Source organism: Streptomyces sp. A0592, from assembly GCF_004795115.1.
Taxonomy (GTDB): domain Bacteria; phylum Actinomycetota; class Actinomycetes; order Streptomycetales; family Streptomycetaceae; genus Streptomyces; species Streptomyces erythrochromogenes.
Map to the genome: position 1 here is coordinate 42,939 of NZ_SSBM01000011.1, position 20,269 is coordinate 63,207.

General features: G+C 72.6%; 15 protein-coding genes. 9 read left to right on the top strand and 6 right to left on the bottom strand.

The features are described 5' to 3' along the window. Positions 1-69 precede the first annotated feature (69 nt). The 6 genes from E6U81_RS17795 (at position 70) to E6U81_RS17820 (ending at position 7,153) form a co-directional block, all read left to right on the top strand. Complete coding sequence (locus tag E6U81_RS17795; RefSeq protein ID WP_136231068.1) at positions 70-1,677, top strand: FAD-dependent monooxygenase; 1,608 nt, start codon at positions 70-72, stop codon at positions 1,675-1,677. A gap of 47 nt (positions 1,678-1,724) precedes the next feature. Continuing rightward, positions 1,725-2,519, top strand: a complete 795-nt coding sequence (locus tag E6U81_RS17800) for a phytanoyl-CoA dioxygenase family protein (protein ID WP_136231069.1) — start codon at positions 1,725-1,727, stop codon at positions 2,517-2,519. Positions 2,520-2,543: 24 nt separating this feature from the next. Beyond that, positions 2,544-3,707 carry a P450-derived glycosyltransferase activator gene (locus E6U81_RS17805; RefSeq protein WP_136231070.1) on the top strand — a complete coding sequence of 388 codons (1,164 nt, stop codon included), beginning with the start codon at positions 2,544-2,546 and terminating at the stop codon, positions 3,705-3,707. Between the two features lie 27 nt (positions 3,708-3,734). Continuing rightward, on the top strand, positions 3,735-5,015 hold the full coding sequence (locus E6U81_RS17810) for an activator-dependent family glycosyltransferase (protein WP_136231071.1): 1,281 nt from the start codon (positions 3,735-3,737) through the stop codon (positions 5,013-5,015). A gap of 80 nt (positions 5,016-5,095) precedes the next feature. Then, positions 5,096-5,905 carry an FkbM family methyltransferase gene (locus E6U81_RS17815; RefSeq protein ID WP_136231072.1) on the top strand — a complete coding sequence of 270 codons (810 nt, stop codon included), beginning with the start codon at positions 5,096-5,098 and terminating at the stop codon, positions 5,903-5,905. Between the two features lie 21 nt (positions 5,906-5,926). Continuing rightward, on the top strand, positions 5,927-7,153 hold the full coding sequence (locus E6U81_RS17820) for a DUF418 domain-containing protein (RefSeq protein ID WP_136231073.1): 1,227 nt from the start codon (positions 5,927-5,929) through the stop codon (positions 7,151-7,153). Here the strand turns inward: E6U81_RS17820 and E6U81_RS17825 are convergent. After that, the gene (locus tag E6U81_RS17825; protein ID WP_136231074.1) at positions 7,131-7,991 is read right to left on the bottom strand and encodes a methyltransferase domain-containing protein; all 861 of its coding nucleotides are present in this window, start codon (positions 7,989-7,991) and stop codon (positions 7,131-7,133) included. The genes E6U81_RS17820 and E6U81_RS17825 overlap by 23 nt on opposite strands. 294 nt (positions 7,992-8,285) lie before the next feature. Between E6U81_RS17825 and rfbC the strand changes: the two genes are divergently transcribed. Next, positions 8,286-8,894, top strand: a complete 609-nt coding sequence (rfbC, locus tag E6U81_RS17830) for a dTDP-4-dehydrorhamnose 3,5-epimerase (protein ID WP_136231075.1) — start codon at positions 8,286-8,288, stop codon at positions 8,892-8,894. An 86-nt stretch (positions 8,895-8,980) separates the two neighbouring features. Here rfbC and E6U81_RS17835 read toward each other — a convergent pair whose 3' ends face one another. Beyond that, positions 8,981-10,453, bottom strand: a complete 1,473-nt coding sequence (locus E6U81_RS17835) for an NDP-hexose 2,3-dehydratase family protein (RefSeq protein ID WP_240803875.1) — start codon at positions 10,451-10,453, stop codon at positions 8,981-8,983. A 760-nt stretch (positions 10,454-11,213) separates the two neighbouring features. Between E6U81_RS17835 and E6U81_RS17840 the strand changes: the two genes are divergently transcribed. Then, entirely contained in the window at positions 11,214-13,229 is a 2,016-nt protein-coding gene (locus tag E6U81_RS17840; RefSeq protein WP_276615811.1) for an AfsR/SARP family transcriptional regulator, read from the top strand. A gap of 60 nt (positions 13,230-13,289) precedes the next feature. On the opposite strand, the gene E6U81_RS17845 is transcribed toward E6U81_RS17840, so the two are convergent. The 4 genes from E6U81_RS17845 to E6U81_RS17860 all read right to left on the bottom strand — a co-directional run bounded on the left by E6U81_RS17845 (position 13,290) and on the right by E6U81_RS17860 (position 19,085). Further along, positions 13,290-14,435: an extracellular solute-binding protein gene (locus E6U81_RS17845; protein ID WP_240803877.1), complete on the bottom strand. Its 1,146-nt coding sequence runs from the start codon at positions 14,433-14,435 to the stop codon at positions 13,290-13,292. A gap of 164 nt (positions 14,436-14,599) precedes the next feature. Beyond that, positions 14,600-17,446, bottom strand: coding sequence for a SpoIIE family protein phosphatase/ATP-binding protein (locus E6U81_RS17850; RefSeq protein ID WP_136231078.1), 2,847 nt, complete (start codon positions 17,444-17,446; stop codon positions 14,600-14,602). Positions 17,447-17,535: 89 nt separating this feature from the next. Then, complete coding sequence (locus E6U81_RS17855; RefSeq protein WP_136231079.1) at positions 17,536-18,459, bottom strand: PaaX family transcriptional regulator C-terminal domain-containing protein; 924 nt, start codon at positions 18,457-18,459, stop codon at positions 17,536-17,538. Continuing rightward, on the bottom strand, positions 18,456-19,085 hold the full coding sequence (locus E6U81_RS17860) for a GNAT family N-acetyltransferase (protein ID WP_136231080.1): 630 nt from the start codon (positions 19,083-19,085) through the stop codon (positions 18,456-18,458). Before E6U81_RS17860 ends, E6U81_RS17855 begins: the two co-directional genes overlap by 4 nt. 194 nt (positions 19,086-19,279) lie before the next feature. Here E6U81_RS17860 and E6U81_RS17865 point away from each other — a divergent pair, with 194 nt between their 5' ends. Continuing rightward, positions 19,280-20,269: a CocE/NonD family hydrolase gene (locus E6U81_RS17865; protein ID WP_240803878.1), complete on the top strand. Its 990-nt coding sequence runs from the start codon at positions 19,280-19,282 to the stop codon at positions 20,267-20,269.

Genomic DNA, 20,269 nt, shown 5'->3' on the forward strand with positions numbered 1-20,269 from the left:
CACCGGCGAGTCTCGGCCCCGGGCAACGGAGGTCCGACAGGACGGCCGCCACCGAAGCGGGAGTAGACAATGGCCACAGCTGACACGGAAGTCGACGTACTGGTGGTGGGCGCGGGCCTGGGAGGCCTGTCCACGACGATGTTCCTCGCCCGCCGGGGCGTGCCGGTGCTCATGGCCGAGAAGCATCCGACGACGTCGATCCACCCCAGAGCGATCGGCCAGAACCCGCGCACCATGGAGCTGCTGCGGCTCGGCGGAATCGCCGAGCAGGTACAGGACGCCACCGACCACCGCGGAGCCAAGGGCCACTTCACGACCCGGGTCGCCGAGACCGTGCGCGGCGAAGTGCTCGGCACCTTCGAGGAGGGCTTCGACAACCTCGTCGCCACGACCGCACCCTGTTCCCCCATGGCGTGGGCGCTGGCCTGGCAGGACCAGCTGGAGCCCCTGATGCTGGACCGGGCCCGCCGGGACGGGGCGCAGATCCGGTTCGCCGCCGCGCTGGTCTCCTACGAACAGGACGCGGACGGGGTGACCGCGGTGCTCCGCGACCGTGAGAGCGGGACGCGGACCACCGTGCGGGCGCGCTACCTGGTGGCCGCGGACGGCGACCGCAGCCCCATCAGGGAAGGGCTCGGCATCGCCCGCCGGGGCCACGGCTCGCTGTCCCACGTGGTCGGCATGATCTTCGAAGCCGACCTGTCCGAGGTGCTCACCTCGGACATGTCCGGGCTGTACTACCTGCGCAACCCCGCCTTCAGCGGCATCTTCATCGGCAGTGACCGCCCCGAGCGGCACACCTTCCTGGTCGAGTACGACCCCGAACGCGGCGAGTCCGCCGAGGACTTCACCCCCGACCGCTGCCTCGACCTGATCCGCACCGGCCTGGACGCACCGGACCTGGAGCCCAAGGTGCTGGACGTCCAGCGCTGGGAGATGGCGGCCCGCATCGCCGAACGCTGGCGCGCCGGAAGGGTGTTCCTGGTCGGGGACTCGGCCAAGGTCGTTCCCCCCACCGGCGGGCTCGGCGGCAACACGGCCATCGGCGACGGGTACGACCTGGCCTGGAAGCTGTCCGCCGTACTCACCGGCCAGGCCGGCCCCGGACTGCTGGACAGCTACGAGCCCGAGCGCAGCCTCGTGGCCCGGCTCGTGATGGACGAATCCATGTCCCTCTACGCCTCCCGGCTCGCCCCGCACCTGCAGGACCGGATGGCGGAGCCCGTCGGCTACGCCGAGGTGATCCTCGGCTTCCGCTACCGCTCGGACGCCGTCCTCATCGACGACGACGACCCCGCCCGGGTCGAGTCCCCGGCCCGGCCCACCGGAAGACCCGGATTCCGGATGCCGCACGTGTGGGTGCGCAGGGCGGGGAGGCGGATCTCCACCGTGGACCTCTTCGGCTCCGGCTGGCTGCTCATGACCGGTGCGGACGGCGCCGGCTGGACCGGCTGGGCCCGCGGCGCGAGCCAGGAACTCGGCGTCCCCGTCGAGGTCCACGGCCCGGCCACCGGTCTCGACGACCCCGACGGCGAACTCGCCGAACGGTTCGGCATCGGCACCCGCGGCGCCAGCCTCGTCCGGCCCGACGGCATCGTCGCCTGGCGCACCGCCACCCGCCCCGACGACCCGGCCGCCGCCCTGCGCGACGCGCTCACCAGGGTCCTGTCCCGCTGACCGGGACCGCCCGCACCCCACCACCACGACGAAGGAGCGAACACGCCATGACGGCCCGAAGCGCCCCGGTCACGGCCGACGTCCTCACCGACGAGGCCCGCCGCCACTACCAGGAGAACGGTTTCGTCCGCATTCCCCAGGTCCTCACCGCCTCCGAGGTCGAACGGTTCAGGGCCGCCTCCGAGGAGGTGGTCGCCCAGCACGGGCCGGAGATCTGGGGCGCCGGCGAGGACGAGGTGCAGGTGCACTTCGTCGCCCAGGCCTGGCTCAAGCACGAGGCGCTGCGCGACCTCGCGCTGCACCCGGCGATCACCGGCATGGCCAAGCGGCTCGCCGGCGGCCCCTTGCGCCTCTACAGCACCGACATCCTCCTCAAGTCCGGCCGGGAGACCCTGAACACGCTGCCCACGCTCGTCCACGACGACGAGACGGGCCTCCCGCTGCACGGCATCGACCGGACGCTCACCGCGTGGGTCGCGCTGGTCGACGTACCGGCCGAGAGCGGCTGCCTCAGCTACGTGCCCGGATCCCACCTGCGCGACGCCGACCACCGGCAGGTCCACATGACCAGCTTCGCCGAGTACCGGCCCATCGCCGACATCTGGCCCGACTACGACTGGCAGCCGCGGATCACCGTGCCCCTGAAGGCCGGTGACATCGCCTTCCACCACTGCCGCACCGTCCACATGGCCGGGGCGAACCTGACCGACAACCCCCGGATGGGCCACGGCATCGTCTACATGGACGACGGCAGCACCTACTGGCCCGGTACCGAGGACGCCCACATCTCGCACATGGCCCCCGGGGAACCGCTGGACAACGAGAAGTTCCCCCTCATCTAGAGGAGACCGTCGAAGGTGAGCGTCATGCACGGCACATGGAACCGCACGGACACAGCAGAGCTCGGCAGACGGCTCCAGCGGGCCCACGGGGAGGTGTGGCTGCACCAGGTCAAGGGCGATCCCTACGCCGACGTCCTGCGCGGCCACGCCGAGGACCCCCGTCCGGCCGAGGAGCGGATCCGCGCGCTCGGCCCGCTGTGGCGCAGCACCACCGGCGCCTGGGTGACGGCCGACCACCGGCTCGCCGGGGAACTCCTGGGCGCGGGGTGGCCGCACCGCCCCCTGGACGACGACGAGGCCCACGTACCGGTGCACGACGCCGGGCTCGGCGGGGACGCCGCGCACTACGAGCGGCTGCGCGGGTACGCGCGGGACGCCGTGACCCCGGCCGCCGTGCAGGCGGTGGCCGAGCGGGTGGTCGGCGCGCTGGGCGCGGACTTCGACCTGGTCACCGACCTCGCGGAGGCCGTTCCCACCGACCTGCTCGCCGCGGCCCTCGCGCCGGACGGCACGGACCGCCGGGAACTGGCCCGGGCCTGCACCGCCGCCGGGGTCGTCCTCGACGGCCTCCTGTGCCCGCAGCGGCTGGACGCGACCCGTCGGGCGGCGGCCGCCGTCGGCCGGCTGCGCGAGCTCCTGGCCGGCCCCGAAGCAGGCCCCGGGGCCGGACCGGGGTCCGGACCGCACGAGACCGCGGTCCTGCTGGCCACCGCCGGGGTGCGCACCGCGGCGACCCTGATCGCCGGCTCCGTGCTGGCGGTGGTGGACCGCCCCGAGGAGTGGTCGCGCGTCGCCGGGGACCCCGGGCACGCGGCCCTCGTCGTGGCCGAGGTCCTGCGCCACGACCCCCCGGTACGGATCCAGCCGGCGGTCGCCCTCGCCGACGCCGAGTTCGCCGGACAGCACGTGCGGGCGGGCGAGCGCGTGGTGGTGCTCGTCGCCGCGGCGAACCGCGACCCCGAAGCCTTCGACGAACCCGACCGGTTCGTCACCGGCCGCCCGGCCGAAGCACTGCTCCCCGCCCTCCACCACCGGGTGACCCTGCCGTTCGCCCGCGCCCAGGCCGAAGCGGTCCTGCGCACACTGGTGGCCGCCGGCCCGCGCCCGCGCCGCTCGGCCGGCCACCTGCGCAGCCGCCGCTCACCCGTGACGGGACACCTGCTCGGCTGCCCGCTCACCACCGGCTGACCGGCGCCCACAGAAAGGAACCCGGCGATGAGAGTCCTGTTCACGTCGATCGAGGGCAACCACTTCCAGCAGATGGTCCCGCTGGCCTGGGCCCTGCGCACCGCGGGCCACGAGGTGCGGGCGGCCTGCAACGAAAGCCTCGTCGACACCGTCACCCAGACCGGCCTGACCGCCGTGCCGATCCGGTCGCCCACCCTCTGGGAACAGCTCGACGGCTTCCAGAAGGAGGCGATCTCCCTCTTCAACGAGATCGGCACCAGCAAGCAGGACCCCTCCAAGGCGACCTGGGAGGACCACCTCTCCTACGAGAACATGGTCGTCCCCGCCCTCTACCAGCCGCTCAACAACGACGCGCAGATCGACCAGCTCGTCGCGGCCGCCCGCAGCTGGCAGCCCGACCTCGTCGTCTGGGAGAGCTTCTCGATCGCCGGGGCCGTCGTCGCCGCCGCGACCGGCGCCGCCCACGCCCGCCTGGTGTCCGGGCCCGAGCTCGCCCTCCAGATGGTCACCCGCGGCCACTTCGTACGCCACCGCGACCGGCAGCCCGAGCCGCTGCGCGAGGACCCGACCGCCGAGTGGCTCGACTGGACCCTCGAACGCCTCGGCAGCGACCGGCGGTTCGAGGAGACCATGCTGACCGGCCAATGGGTCGTCGACACCCGCCCCGCGAGCCTGCGCCAGGAGCTCGACCTGCCGACCGTCCCGATGCGCTACGTCCCCTACAACGGGCGTTGCGTGGTGCCCGGGTGGCTGGGCGAACCGGTGCAGCGCCGCCGGGTGTGCATCACCCTCGGTACGTCCATCACCAGCGAGGAGTCCGAGCGGTTCCGGCTGGGCGAGACCCTCGCGGCCCTCTTCCGGAGCCTGGCCGGACTCGACGTCGAGATCATCGCCGCCCTCGACCCGGCACAGCGCGGCGCCCTGCCCGACCTGCCGGACAACATCCGCACCACCGACTTCGTCCCGCTGAACGAACTGGCGCCGTCGTGCTCGGTCATCGTGCACCACGCCGGCTACCAGACGAAGGCCACCGCGGACCTGCACGGCGTCCCCCAGGTCGTCATCGTCGGCTACGAGTGGGTGAGCGAGGACATGGGCGAGGAGTACGAGAAGTCCGGCACCACCCTCGCCGTCTCCGCCCGCGACCTGACCGCCGAGGTGCTCCGCGAGAAGATCCTGCGGCTGCTCGACGAGCCCTCCTACACCGAACGGGCCGGCGCGCTCCGTGACGAGATCCGCGCCATGCCGACGCCCAATGACGTAGTGCCGGTCCTCGAGGAGATGACCAGGAAGCACCGGCGCCGCTGATGACCGGTCCACCGGCCCGGCAGCCGGTGGACCAGTGCTCCTCGTGCGCTCCTCGAGACCGGTCCCGCAGATTCGATGCCATGCCGAATCCGTGGGATCTCCCCGACGAACTGCCCACCGACCTTCCCGTCTCCCGCTGCGAACTGCCCGACGGCCGCGTGCTGTCGGCGGTGCAGGAAGCGGAGGCGCACACCCTCTGGGAGGAGATCAGCAGCGCCGCCCCCTACCGCAAGGCGGCCGAGGGCCTCCGCCCCGGCGAGGCCGTCATCGACGTGGGCGCCCACATCGGGCTGGCGTCCCTGCTGTTCGGCGGGCTGGCCCCCGAGAGCCGCGTGCTCGCCTTCGAACCCGCCCCGAAGGCCTACACCTGCCTGGAGGACAACCTCGCCCGCCACGTGCCGGGGGCGACCGCCTTCCGGCAGGCGCTGGGAGCCCAACCCGGCACGTCCGAACTGACCTACCGGCCCTACGTGGCCTCCGCCTCGACCCTGTACGACGACGCCGAGGACGACGCCCGCAACCTCGAAGCGCACCTCGACAACATCGGCGCCGACGAGCGGACCAGGGAGGTCGTGCGGCGCACCTTCAACGTGAGCCAGCGGGTCACGGTCGAGGTGACCACCCTGGCCGCCGTCATGGCGGAGCACGACGTCGACCGGGTGGGCCTGCTCAAGATCGATGTCGAACGCGGTGAACTCGACGTCCTCGACGGCATCGACCAGGCCTGCTGGTCCCGCATCAGGCGGGTCCTCCTCGAGGTCCACGACATCGACGGCCGCCTCGGCCGGGTCGTCTCACGGCTGTCCGGACTCGGTTTCCACGCCACGGTCTCCCAGTGGGGGGTCTACGTCGGCGGCAGCGTCCACCTGGTGCTGGCGGAGCGGGACTGACATGGCGGGGAGGAAGGGCCGATGAGCGACGGCGCCCGGCGTCCGTCCGGATCCGGGGCGACGGCGGACCGCGCCCTCGCCCCCGATCTCGCCCGGGGCCTGATGCTGCTGATCGTCGCCCTGGTGCACGCGCACATGTTCGTCAGCGGGAGCGCCGCCGTGATCCGGGGCTATCCGCCGGTCGCCGGCTCACCCGCGGACGCAGCCACGGCGGGGGTGCTCACGGTGCTGGCCGACAGCCGCAGCTTCCCCATGTTCGCCCTGCTGTTCGGCTACGGCACGGGCCGGATCCTCGCGCGCGAGAGGGAACGGGGACGGGACGGACCCGGTGCGCGCGGGGTGCTGCGGCGACGCGCCCGCCGGCTGCTGCTGTTCGGCGCCGTCCACGCGCTGCTGCTGTTCGCCGGGGACGTACTGGGTGCCTACGGACTGCTCGCCCTGGTCGCCGTCGGCCTGACCGGCGCCCGTGACCGCATCCTGTTCACGGTGGCGGGCGCCGGTGTCGTCGTGGGGACGCTGCTGTACGCGAGCATGCTGGCCGCGGGCGTCTCCGGCGACCCGGACGACACCGCGGCGGCGATGTTCCTCGCCGCCGACCCGGTGTCCGACGCGGCGTACCGCATCGGCACCTGGGTGATCACCACACCGCTGTTCGCCGCCATGTCGCTCGGCCCGTTCCTCATCGGTGCGCACGCGGCCCGGCAGCGGATCCTGGAGGAGCCGGGCCGCCACCGGGTCCTGCTGCGCAGGGTCGCGGTGACGGGCACCGCCCTGAGCGTCGCCGGAGGCCTTCCGCTGGCGCTGGTCACCTCCGGTCTGTGGAGCACCGCACCCTCCGACGTGACCTGGGAGCTCAGCGCACTGCACGTCCTGACCGGGTACGCGGGAGGCTGCGGCCTCGCCGCGGCGGTGGCCCTGCTCGCGCTGCGTCTGAAGGGCCGGCGGAGCAGGGCCGTCACCGCGGTCGCCGCGTGCGGCCGGCGTTCGATGAGTGCCTACATCTGGCAGTCGGTCGTCTGGCTCGTGCTGTTCGCCCCGTACGCCTTCGGGCTCGGCGACCGCGTGGGCGTGCTCGGCTCCGCACTCGTCGCCCTCGGCGCATGGGGCACCGGTGTGCTGCTCGCCGACCTGCTGGGCCGAAGGGGCCGGCGCGGGCCCGCCGAGGCGCTGCTGGCCAGGGCCACCCGCCCGGTACCGCCGACGGCCGCCGCCCGGGTGCGCGAGGTCAACGGGCCACCGTCGCCGTGACGTAGCGCACCGGCGTGTCGATCGACAGGGGTCCGCCGTCGTGGCGCATCTCGTCCAGCGCCCCGGTGAGCCGGACCCGCAGCCGCTCCCGGTCGTCGTCGGGCAGGTGCTCCCACAGCAGGCGCATGCCCTGGGTGTGGGACCACGCCACCCACGCCTCGCCGGACGGGGCCACGAGGTCGACCGGTTCGTCGGTGATCTCCACCTCGTGGAACCCCGCGGACTCCAGGGCCCGGCGCAGGTCGGCCTCCTCCGCCAGCCAGCTGTTGAAGCGCTTCTGGAGTTCCTCCGGCCGCCACTGCGGCGGCAGGTTCTCCAGGAGCGAGCGCGGGATGAGCTCGGTGAAGACGGGCGGGAGGAAGGGGAAGGTGTCGTCGGTGAACACCGGGCTCGTGAAGGCGATGCGCCCGCCGTCGGCGAGCAGCTCGGCGTAGCGCGGCAGGGCGGCCCGGGCGTCCGGGAAGAAGATCAGGCTGTAGCTGCCGGTGACGACGTCGAAGGAACGGGTCGGCAGGTCGGGGAACTCCCCGTCCATCACGCGCAGTTCGACGTTGGCGACGCCCAGGTCGGCCGCCTCCTTGCGCGCCTCCTCGATCATGGCCGGCGCGATGTCGATGCCGAGGACGCGGCCCCCGGCGCCGACGAGCGCGGCGGCGTGGAACAGGCACGCCCCCCGCCCGCAGCCGACGTCCAGCACGCGCTGCCCGGGCCGCGGCGCGGCCCGTTCGACGAGGCGCCGCCCCATGGGGGTGAAGAAGGTGACCCCCATCCGGTCGTAGGACCCGGCGGCGCGGTCGAAGGCGGCCGTGACATGGGCCTTGTACGTTGTCTTGTCCACGTGCGTCGCTCCCAGGAGTGGTCGGCGTGTCCGGCCCACCATCGTCCGGCCGGCACCTGCGCAAGCACTCGAGGGCAGATGGACCGGGCCCGGTCGAGGTCCGGGCCGGGGCTCGCGCCGTCCAGCCGTCGTTGAGGCGCGCACGAGACCCCGCGGCCATCATCGTCAGCAGCACGAGGGCCCGGTGGAGACCCCCGATCCTGGCACGCCGGACACGGGACCCAGGCGCTCACGGGCCACGGACCACAGACCGCACATCACTGCATTGAATGGGAGTCCGGCATGGTTTCCTCCATGGAGTCGCGGAAACTCTCCGTCGAGGGCGCAATCGAATTCACCCCGCGCGTTTTCGACGACGAGCGTGGAATTTTCCTGTCGCCCTACCAGGAGTCGGCGTTCTCCGACGCCACCGGCGGTCACACGCTGTTCCGCGTGGCCCAGACCAATCACAGCAGGTCGCGGAAGGGCGTGGTGCGCGGACTGCACTACACCCTGACACCGCCGGGCTGTGCCAAGTACGTGTACTGCGCGCGCGGCAGGACGCTCGACATAGCGGTGGACGTCCGGGTCGGGTCGCCCACCTTCGGGAAGTGGGACGCCGTACTGCTGGACACCGAGGTCTTCCGCTCCGTGTACTTCCCGGTCGGCGTGGCCCACGGCTTCGTCGCGCTGGAGGACGACACCGTGGTGTCCTACCTGCTCTCCGGGGAGTACGTCCCGGAGCACGAGCTGGCGCTGTCGATCCTCGACCCGGACCTCGCCCTGCCCATCCCCGGCGACATCGAGCCCGTCCTGTCCGAGCGCGACCTCGCGGCGCCCACCCTGGAGAAGGCCGCGTCGGACGGCCTGCTGCCCGACTACGCCGAGTGCCTGGCGATCGACCGGGCCCTGCGCCCGGCCTGACCGGCGGCGGTACGACGCGTGGGGGCGGCCCACCGGGAATCCGGTGGGCCGCCCCCACGCGTCGCTCGTCCGGCCGGTTCACCCGCTCACAGGACCAGCGCCCCGCCGCCGGGCCGCCGCGGCGCCAGCAGGCTGTGCAGACAGGCCACCAGGGTGCGGGCCTGCACGTTGAGGTAGTGGCTGTGCCGCAGCAGGGTGCTGAGCTCGTCCAGGGTCACCCAGCGGAAGTCCCGGTCCTCCATGGACTCGGCGTCGCCCTCCGCCTCGACGACCAGGTAGCGGTTCAGGGCGTGGTGGAAACGGCCGCCCTCCTCGGACAGCAGGCAGGCGAACCTGGTCCGCTCCGGCGGCGCCGACAGCACGTCGTCGACGAAGCGGGGCAGGGCCCCGCCCGGCGGGACGCTCTCGGGGGTGAACTGCACGGTGGGGGAGAGCTCGACCCCGTCCACGTATCCCGGCTCCACGCTGGCCCGCAGCAGGATGTGGAGCACCCCGTCGATCTGCTTGACCAGCACGGCGATCACCCCGGTGCCGTGCGGCTCCAGCATGGGCTGGGACCAGCCGCGGACCTCGCGCGTGCCCGCGGAGACCTTCACCCCGATCACGGAGAAGAACCGTCCGCTGGTGTGGGAGACCCGTTCCGGCGAGCTGTGCCAGTCGCGCAGCTCGACCAGCGGTACCGGGCGGGTGGTGAGGTCGTTCTGGGCGCGGTGCTCGGTGATCCAGCTCTGGAGCTCGTCCACGCCGTGCACCCCGCCCGGCTCCCCGGCGCACGAGCGGGCCAGGGCGTCCCGGAACGCGTCGCCGGTGCCCAGCAGGACGTCGAGGCCTCCGCCGGCCAGGGGCAGGCAGGACAGGGTGGTGCGCGTGTCCATGTTGACGATGTCCTCGACGGCCAGCAGCCGGTGGATCTCGCCGAGGGTCATCCAGCGGAAGTCCTCCTCGACGGCGATGTCCTCGGTGACCTCGATGACGATGTTCCGGTTGCGCTTGCGGTAGAACCACGCGCCCTGTTCCGACTGGAGCACGTCGGCGACGACGCGGTGGCGCGTCCTTTCCTGGAAGTACCCCAGATAGGGGACGGCGCGCCCCTTGTGCAGCCGCAGGTAATTGCTGCGGGTGGCCTGCACGGTGGGGGAGAGCTGCAGATGGTTCCTGTTGCCCGGCTCGACCTTGGCCTGCATGAGGAAATGCAGCACCCCGTCGAACTCCTTGGCCAGCAGGCCCAGTACGCCGACCTCCGGCTGGTGGATGATCGGCTGCTGCCAGTGGGGTACGGGGCCGGAGGGGAAGCGCACGTCCAGCCCGTCGATGGCGAAGAAGCCGCCGCTGGAGTGCCGCAGCGCTCCGGTGCGCGGATCCCGCTCCCAGTTCTCCAGGCCGTCGAGGTCCACCCGGTCGACCCGGAGGCCGGACCGTTCGCGGGCGTCGGCGAACCACGCCGCGAACGGGGCCGGTTGGCGGATCCGGCTCTCCTCGGTGAGGGCCGAGCGCGCGAGCCGGCCCTGGAGCGTGCGGAGGGCGGTCGGGGAAGGGAGCGGGAGGGCGATTCTGTTCACCTGGGATTCCTTTGCGCCGGGAGGACAGGGTCGGCTTGCGTACTCGGCGGTCTTCCGCGTCCGCGGCGTCGAGGAGGGTGGCCGTACCGGTGTCCGCGGATGCTCCCGTGGAGGTGGGGCCGTCGACGGCGCGCAGGGCCCAGTACAGTGCGGGCTGCCAGCAACGACCTCGAATCTCCCTGAACCGGCGCGGGCGCTGCGGCCGGGGGTTCGATCGTTCTTCGAGGGTGACGCCCGATGGTTGTCGTCATGACGCCCCCCACGCGCCCGTATCCGTTCGCAGAGCGGACCCCTCCCGACGGGGTCGAGCCAGGATCGTGGCGGCTTCCAGCGGGAGCGGGGCGCCGGTGCGACGAGGCTCCGGAGCCGGCACCGCACGCGTCCTGTCACCGCCGCACACCGACGGTTGTGCGCGCCGAAAGGAACAGGCGCATTTCCGTGGTTCATTGGCGTGAATTCGAAGCGGAATCAAGACGCCGTCAAGACGCCCGAGGGTCGGCACGTCTCGGAAGATCCTATTCCGTTTAATCCTCGGCCGTTTCGGATCGACGGGTGTGCAGGTCGCCGGTGTTGCCCCGGCGAGATGGGCCCAGGACGGTGGCATATGGCCTTGCCCCGCCTTAAAGGAAGAGTTAACTTAGTGCAAAGTCAGGGGAGGAGTCGCTTCGTGACCCTTACGACGACCGGGCGGCCCCCAACCCTCTTGTGAACACGCAGTGTCACAGCATCACTGAACGGGGGACATGAGATGGACTTCCGGATGCTCGGCCCATTGGAGATTCTCGATGGTCCGCGCAATGTCGTGCCCACCGCACCCAAGCCGCGCCAGGTGATAGCCCTTCTCCTCATGAGGAGAAACACCCTGGTGCAGACCTCTGAGCTTATCGACGAACTGTGGGAGAGCGATCCTCCCGCAAGTGCGATGACCACACTGCAAACCTATATCTACAAACTCCGGAAGATTCTCACCGCGCGAAATTCGGAGGAAATTCTCTTCACCCGGCCCGGGGGATACACCCTGACCATTCCCGACCGGTCCGTCGACCTCCACCGATTCGAAACGGAAGCCGGTGAGGGAAAGTCGCTGCTGAAGAACGGGGACCCGGCGGGGGCGGCCGAGGCACTCCGCCGTTCACTCGCGCTCTGGCGCGGCTCAGCGCTGGTCGACGTCGTGCCGGGCGGTCTGCTGTCCTCGTACGTGACACGGCTCGAGGAGTTCCGGGAGCGCACCCTCGACCTGCGGATCGAGGCCGATCTCCAGGTGGGACGCCACCAGGAGCTGATCAGCGAGCTCAAGTCGCTCGTGCTCAGCCGTCCTCTCCACGAGAACGTGCACGCCTCCCTGATGATCGCCCTCCACCGCTCCGGTCGGCGCCACGAGGCGCTCGAGGTCTATCAGGTGCTGCGGCGCAGCATGATCGACAATCTCGGCCTCGAACCGGGCAAGGAGCTCCGGGCGCTCCACCAGGCGCTGTTGTCCGAGGCGACCGGGGGCGTGCTGTACGAACGCCACCAGCAGCCCGTCCTGGTCGAGCCCGACCGGGGCCCGGCCGGGCACCCCGAGCCGGAAGAGCCGCCGGCGGCCCCCGCACCTCGGCCAGTGGCAGGACCCCGGCCCGCCGCACTCCGGCCCGCCGCCGCACTCCGGCCCGCCGCCGCACTCCGGCCCGCCGCCGCACTCCGGCCCGCCGCCGCACCCGGCGTCCCCGCACCCGCCCAGCTCCCGCCGGACATCGCCGACTTCACCGGCAGGGAGTCCATCGTCGACCGGGCCCCCGCCCTCCTGGCCGGGATGGGGGAGCGCGACCGTCCCCCCACGGCCCCGGCCGTCGCGGTCATCAGCGGCATGCCGGGCGTGGGCAAGAGCGCGCTAGCCGTGCACATGTCCCACACCGTCCGGCCGCTCTTCGAGGGCGGACAGCTCTACGCGGACCTGCGCGGCTCCACCGGCAGGGGCACGGACCCCTCGGAAGTGCTCCACGGTTTCCTGCGGGCCCTGGGCGTCGCGGAATCCGAGATCCCGGCGGACCTGGAGGAACGGTCCAAGCTGTTCCGCTCCACCACGGTCGGCCGGCGCCTGCTGATCCTGCTGGACGACGTGTCCTCGCTGGCCGACGTACGCTCGCTGCTCCCCGGCGACCCGGAGTGCTCCGTCGTCATCACGAGCCGCAGGCGCCTGCACGGCCTGGGCGGCGCCTGGAACGTCAACCTCGACGCCATGGACACCGCCGAGGGCCGCGAGCTGCTCGCCCGCATCATCGGATCCGCCCGGGTCAGGCGCGAGCGCAACGCCGCCAACCAGCTGATGGAGACCGTCGGCGGACATCCCCTGGCCGTGCGGTGCATCGGGGGGCGCCTCAGCGGCAGTCCGGGGCTCACCCTGTCCGGCTTAGCCACCCAGCTGAACTGTTCCGAGAAGCTGCTGGACGAGCTCCGCCTCGGGGAACTCGACGTGCGCTCGCGGTACGACTTCAGCTACGAAGGGCTCGGCCGCGTGGAGCAGAGCGTCTTCCGGCTGCTGAGCATCCTCCCGCCCAGGCGGTTCACCGCAGACTCCGTCGTCGAGCTCCTCGGCAGCGACAGCCGCAGCGTGGAGCACCTGCTCCAGCGCTTCGTCGACAGCCACCTGATCAACATCGTCCGGTGGGAGGACGGCGGGACCCACTACGAGTTCCCCGAACTCACCCGGGTGTACGCGCGCGAGCGGCTGCTCGACACCCTCTCGGGCGATGGACTGGAACACGAGGGCATCTGGCCGGACCGCCGCCGGTGTTGACCCCCGCCCCCGCCCGCTCACTCGCTTGCCCGCCCCCTCCGTTCGGTCCGTGTCCGGCCCTCAGCCCGCGACGGCCCCGGCCCACTTCCGGTCGACGGTCCTGCCCGCCTTCGCCTGCTGCTCCTCGGTCGGGAACGTCGGTGTGCCCTCGACGGTGGGCAGCTGCTCCGCCAGGCTCTTGTCGAGGGTGCCGTTCTCCTCCATGGACTCCATGAGGACGGGGCGCGCGTACGCCCCGAGCCGGAGGTTCTGGCCCTCCGGGCTGAAGAGGTACTCCTGCCACAGCCGCGCCGCCGCGGGGTGCGGCGCGTCCTTGTTGATCCCCTGCGCGTAGTACTGGGCGAAACTGCCGTCGAAGGGGATGGACGTCCGCCAGTCCACGTCCGCGCCCTTCCTGCGGAACGCGTCGGCATAGGCGAGGTTGAGGAAGTCCCAGTCGATGCTGATCGGGGTCTGCCCGTTCTCGATCGTGGCCGGGGTGGACTCGACCGGGATGAAGTTGCCGTTCCTGCTGAGCTCGGCGAAGAAGTCGATGCCGGGCTGGATGTTGTCGAAGGAGCCCCCGTTCGCCAGGGCAGCCGCGTACACCCCGGCGAAGGCGGAGCCCGACTTGGTGGGGTTGCCGTTGAGTGACACCTGACCCTTGTACTCGGGCCTGCGCAGGTCGGCGAAGGTCGCGGGGCAGGTCTTGACGCGCTTGGCGTCGCAGCCGATCGAGACGTAGCCGCCGTAGTTGTTGTACCAGCGGGCCCGCGGGTCCTTCTGCTCATCGGGGATGTCGTCCCACGGGGCCACCTCGTACGGGGTGAGCAGGCCCTGGCGGGCCGCGCCCGGCGCGAAGGTGCCGCCCACGTCGATCACGTCGGGGGCGGTCCCGTCGCGCCTGTGCTCCTTGAGGGCGTCGATCTCGTCCTGGCTGGAGCCGTCCGGGTTCTCCACGGCGACCTCGATCCCGTACTTCTTCTCGAAGCCGTCGATCAGCGCGCCGTAGTTGGCCCAGTCGCTCGGGAGCGCGATGGTGTTGAGCGCCCCCTCCTTCCTGGCCGCAGCGGTCAGGGCCGCCATACCGCCCGCGTCCGCGGCGGAGGTGGCCACCGCGGGCGCGCTGGGTGGTTCGGGGGGCCTGTCTCCGCAGGCGCCGAGGGGCCCCGCGGCGAGGGCGAGGCCGGCGGCGACGGCGGCTGTCCGGAGACGAGGTGCGGGCACAAAGGCTCCATAACGGGCGGCACGTACTGATCCAGGCCAGCGTACGTGCGTCTGCCGCGACAGCGCAGTCCCGGCGGGTCGCGCCGCCACCCGTCCTCCGGCCGACATACCGCAGCGGCCCGGGCTTGCCCCCGTTCCGCCCCGGAAACCGCCGCGGAACGGGCTCAGAACGGCTCGTCGTCCCAGGCCGCGAGCAGCGCCGCCCCCAGGTCCTCCCCGTCCGTGGAGGGCTCCGCGTGGAGCGCCTGCTCACTCCAGATGATCTTGCCGCGGGCGGTGTAGCGGGTGCCCCACCGCTCGGCGAACTGGGCGACCAGGAACAGGCCGCGCCCGCCCTCGTCGGTTTCCTCGGCGCGGCGCAGGTGCGGCGAGGTGCTGGACCCGTCGGACACCTCGCAGACCAGGCTGCGGTCGTGGAGCAGCCTCACCCGGATGGGCTGCGATCCGTAGCGCACGGCGTTGGTGATCAGCTCACTGAGGATGAGTTCCGTGGTGAAGGCGATGTCCTCCAGGCCCCACTCGGCCAGCCGGCGGGCACAGGCATTGCGCACCGGGGAGACGGCCGCCGGATCGGACCGCACCTCCCACTCGGCGATCCGGTCCGGATCCAGCCGCCGGGTGCGGGCCACCAGCAGGGCGATGTCGTCGCTCTGCCCGCTGGGCAGCATCGCGCCGATCACCGCGGCGCAGGTCTCCTCCGGGGTCCCGGGGGGTCCGGACAGGGCCGCGCCCAGCGCCGCCAGGGCGGCGTCGACGTCCCGGTCGCGGTTCTCCAGCAGCCCGTCGGTGAAGAGCACCAGCTGGGCCCCCTCGGGCACGGTCACCGTCGCGGTCTCCATGGGCATGCCGGCGCCCAGGCCCAGCGGCGGCGAGACCGGGAGCTCGGGGAAGGACACCGTCCCGTCGGGGTCGACGACGGCGAGACCGGGGTGGCCGGCGGTCGCGGCGGTGACCTGCCCGGATACGGAGTCGTAGACGGCGCACAGGCAGGTGGCGCCGGTCAGGCCCTGCCATTCCTGCTCACCGGCCCCCTCGTCGGTGTCGATGTGGGCGACCAGCTCGTCCAGGTGGCTCAGGAGCTCGTCCGCGGGCAGGTCGAGCGTCGAGAAGTTGTGCATGGCCGTGCGCAGCCGGCCCATGGTGGCGGCGGCGTGCAGGCCGTGCCCGACGACATCGCCGACCACCAGCGCCACCCGGGCGCCGGGCAGCGGGATGACGTCGAACCAGTCCCCGCCCACCCCCGCCTGGGCGGGCAGGTAGCGGTGGGCGACCTCGACCGCGGACTGGTCCGGTACGCCCCGGGGCAGCAGGCTGCGCTGCAGCGTGACGGCCATGGTGTGCTCGCGCGTGAAGCGGCGGGCGTTGTCGATGGACAGCGCCGCCCGGGCGGTCAGCTCCTCGGCGAAGGACACGTCCTCCTCCTCGAACGCCGGGGAGGGCTGCACCCGCCAGAAGCCGGCCATCCCCAGCAGCACCCCGCGGGCCCGCAGCGGGACGGCGATCACGGAGTGGACGCCCTGGTCCAGCATGCGCTGCGAACGGGCGGGGTCCTGGGCCATCCAGTCCCGGGTGGCCCGCAGGTCCGCCACCCGCACCGCGTGCTCTCCGGCCACACCGATCGCCATGGGGCTGGTCGGGACGAACCGGATCAGCTCGCCGACCTGGTACAGGGGATGCGGGTTCTGCGCGGCGACCACGGCGGTGCGACGCATCTCGGTACCCGGCTCGGGCGGCTCGTCGCCGTGCAGCACCGGGTCCAGCAGGTCGACCGAGGTGATGTCGGCGAACCTCGGTACCGCCACCTCCGCCAGCTCCCCGGCGGTGCGCTCCACGTCCAGGGTCGTACCGATGCGCACCCCCGCGTCGTAGAGCAGCTTCAGCCGCTCGTGGGCCACCTCGGCCCGGCCGGAGAGCGCCCGCAGCTCGGTGGTGTCCCGCAGGGTGACCACGGTCCCCGCCTGCCCGTAGGGGGCGGTGGGCCGGATGTTGACCGCCAACAGCCGATCGGCCGCCATGTGCAGCTCGTCGGTGGCGGAACGGCCCGAGGCGATCGACGTGGCGATCCCCTCCTCCAGGCCCAGCTCCGTGACGGGGCGCCCTTCCGCGTCCCCCGACAGCTCCAGGAGCCGCCGTGCCTCGTCGTTGGCCAGCAGCAGGCGCCCGCCGCCGCCGATGATCAGCACGCCCTCCCGTACCGCGTGCAGCACCGCGTCGTGGTGCTCGTACATCCTGGTCATCTCCGTCGGCCCCAGGCCGTGGGTCCGGCGCAGCAGCCGGCGGCTCACCAGGGCCGTCCCGCCCGCGGACAGGGCGAGCACCAGGGCGGCGGTGCCGATGACGACCGGCAGCTGCCGGTTCACCATGCTCTGCACGTTGGAGACGGTGACGGGGGAGGCCACCACGGCGATGACCCGGTCCTTGTCGTCCTTGACGGGCACCACCGAGACCACGGACCGCCCCAGGGAGCCCTTGAACGTCTCGGTGAAGGACGTGCCGGCCGCCGCCCTGGAGAAGGGGCCGACCACGCGCTTGCCGATCTGCCGCGGGTCGCTGTGCGTGAGGGTGACCCCGTCGAGCGTGTACACGTTGATGCCGTCCACCCCGGCGATCTTCCGCGCCGCCTGTGCGCTCGGCTGCAGCACGGCGCTCGGGTCGGGACTGCGCAGGGCGGCGACGATGCCGGGGGACTCCGCGAACGTACCGGCGGCGGCGAGCGTACGGTGCCGGGCGTCCAGCATGGCGTCACTGCGGGCCTGCACCACGAGGGCCACCACCGCCGCGGCGACCAGGAGCACCACGACGACGAGCTGCAGGAGGAACACCTCGCCGGCCACGCTGCGCGCGCTCAGGAGGGACGACAGCCGCTGCGGCTTGCGGACCCTGTTCGCCCAGGCCTGGGCGTGCTCCTGCTGCTCCCGGCGATCTTCGGAGCGGGGACCTCGGGAGGCGGCGGAGGCGCGCTTGGCCGAGCCGGGCAGCACACGCCGGAGGTGTCCCAGGAAGACGCTCATAATCCATCTTCTAACCTCTCCGGCCCGTCGGCAGCGGGGAGCGGCGCCCACCCGTCGGCGCGTGCGGGTGGTCCCGGAGCTTTTTCACTCTATGGAGGAGGCGTCCGGGCCGGGTCAGGGTCAGGGGCCGGGTCCGGTTCCGCAAGGGCTTCGTCGTAGAGGCGGAACAGGCGCGGGCGGCCGGCGGCCTCGTCGTCGTCGCCGTTCAGCGCTTCCCAGCAGCGGGCGGCCAGGGCGCGGGCGCGGCTGCCGGGCCAGGGCCGGGGCAGCAGTTCGGGAGGCAGCAGGGGGTCGGGCTCCATGGCGTGGGTGAAGGCCGCCGCGAGCTCGATGGCGCAGGTCAGCCTCTCGACACCGGTGGGGCGGCCGAGGGTGGCCAGGCGGGCCGTACGGGCCGCGGCGAGGGCGGCCAGAGCCTCGTGGCCTTCGGCGATCGAGTCGAGCGGCCACAGGAGGGCGGCCAGCCGTGCCGGGTCCTCCTCCTCGCCGACTCTCAGGTCGCGGCTGGTGAGGCGGGTGAGCGAGGGCAGGACGCCGAGGTGGCGGGCGTGGGCCTCCACGATGCCGCCGATCGCGTTCGCGGCGACGTACAGGCCGCCCTGGAGCGGGGCGGCGCCCAGGTGAAGGAGTGTGTCGCGCAGGGCGTCGCGGGACTGCCGGGCCGTCTCGGGGATGGCGAAGGCGAACAGGTGCCAGGTTCCGTCCCAGGGCGCGAGCCCCCGGTCCTGCCGGTAGGCGTGGCGGACGTACTCGACGTCCGGCGCGACGGCGCCCGTCGCATCGGCGGTGGCGACCAGGCGGGCCTTGCGGCCGCGGCCCTCCTGGGTGAACCGGCCCTCGGCGACGAGCCGTTTGAGGCAGAGCCGGACCTGCTGATCGGTCATGCCGAGCGCCTCGGCGACGGCGTACAGCTCGCCCGCGTCGACGGTGCCGTCCTCGCGGACGAGCGCGAACACCAGAGTCCGGGTCCCGATGCCGGGGGTGGCGGCCTCTGCCGCGGGTCGGCTGGTCATCGCTGCTGCTCCAGGGTGTGGCCGGGGTGGGCCTCGACGGCCCGGTGCATCGTAGTCACCGAGCCGAAGCCCATGAGGCGCCGCAGGTACGGGGTCGGCTCGGTGCGTACGGCGCTGAAGCCGCGCCGTTCGTACAGGGCGCGGGCCCTGCGGTTGACGTCGACGACGTCGAGCCGGACCCGGGAGCACCCGTGTTCGGCCGCGACGGCCGCGATCTCCGCCAGCAGGAGGCTGCCGGTGCCCGTGCCGCGGTGTGCGGGGTCGACGGCGATGCCGTCCATGGCCAGTTCGCCACGCTCCGGGGTGCGCTCGAGCAGCGCCAGCAGGGCGAGCCGGGGCAGGCCGCGGAAGAGCCCGTAGGCACGGAGCACGTCGCGCACGCCGCCGCCGGTCAGCGCGCGTCCGCCGATCCGGTAGCCGGCCACGCCCACGACGCGGTGGTCGCCGGGGGTGAGGGCGACGGCGGCGCGGTCGTGATGGAGGTGGGCGGCGATGAAGGCGCGGCCGAGCTCCGGCGGGCCCAGGGCGGCGCCGAGCTTTCGGCCGAAGGCCTCCCAGTACAGCTCGGCGACCTGCTCCTCGGCCCCGCGCGGCACGCCGCGTCCGATGACGACTGCTGCGTCCATGCTTCCTCCTCCACTTGTGCGTATGAACAGAGTACGGTCGAATGGGAAACGAGCGTTATGAAATCAATAGTTTTCTTGGGGGTCGGATGAAACGCGTGCGCGCGACACGTACGGCACGCTCGCCGCGGACGACACGCTCGCCACGCCGTCGCCGAGTGGTGCGGGCCGCCCTCGCGGCACTTACCGCTCTGGTGGTGGTGGCAGCGGGTCTGGGCGGACTGGTGGTGTGGCAGAACGCCTACGCGCTGCGCGAGGAACCGGTGGCGATACGCCTGGGCGGGCGCTCCCTCGACGCCGTCCTGGCCCTGCCGGAGCGGGGTAAGGGGCCGTTCCCGCTGGTGGTGTTCGTGCACGGGGACGGGCCGGTGGATGCCACCCACGACACCTTCTACCGTCCGATGTGGGAGGCCTTCGCCCGCGCCGGGTACGCCTCGCTGTCCTGGAACAAGCCGGGCGTCGGCGGCGCCCCGGGCGACTGGCTCGACCAGAGCATGGACGACCGGGCGGGCGAAGCCGCCGACGCGATCGCCTGGGCCCGGCAGCGCCCGGACATCGACGGCGGCAGGATCGGATTGTGGGGCGCCAGCCAGGCCGGCTGGGTCCTGCCCAAGATCGCCGCCAGGGACGGCGGCATCCGATTCGTCATCGCCGTCTCGCCCGCCGTCAACTGGCACCGGCAGGGCCGCTACAACCTCCTCGCCGAGCTGGGCCGGGACGGCGCCTCCGACGCGGAGGTCGCGACCGCCCTGGGCCGCCGCGAGACCGGCCTGGAACTGCTCCGGCGCGGCGCCTCCTACGAGGAGTACGTCCGCGCCGTCGGCGACCCCCACGGCATGACCGCCGCCCGCTGGCGGTTCGTGTCCAGGAACCACACCGCCGACGCGAGCGCGGACCTGCCGGCCCTGCGCGGCACCCCCGTCCTCCTGGTGCTCGCCGGACACGACGTCAATGTGGACACCGCCGAGACCGAGGCCGCGTACCGCCGCCTGCTGCCGGGACCGGCGCTGCGCGTCGCCCACTACCCCGATGCCGCCCACGGCCTGGTCCGGCACGCCGTCGAGGAATCCGCGACGCGCCTGACCCTGACCGCGCTGTTCGCCCCCAGATCCCTGTTCGCCGAGGGGTTCCTCGCCGACCAGCAGCAGTTCCTGACCTCCGTCGCCACCGGACGGGCCGGGCGGTGA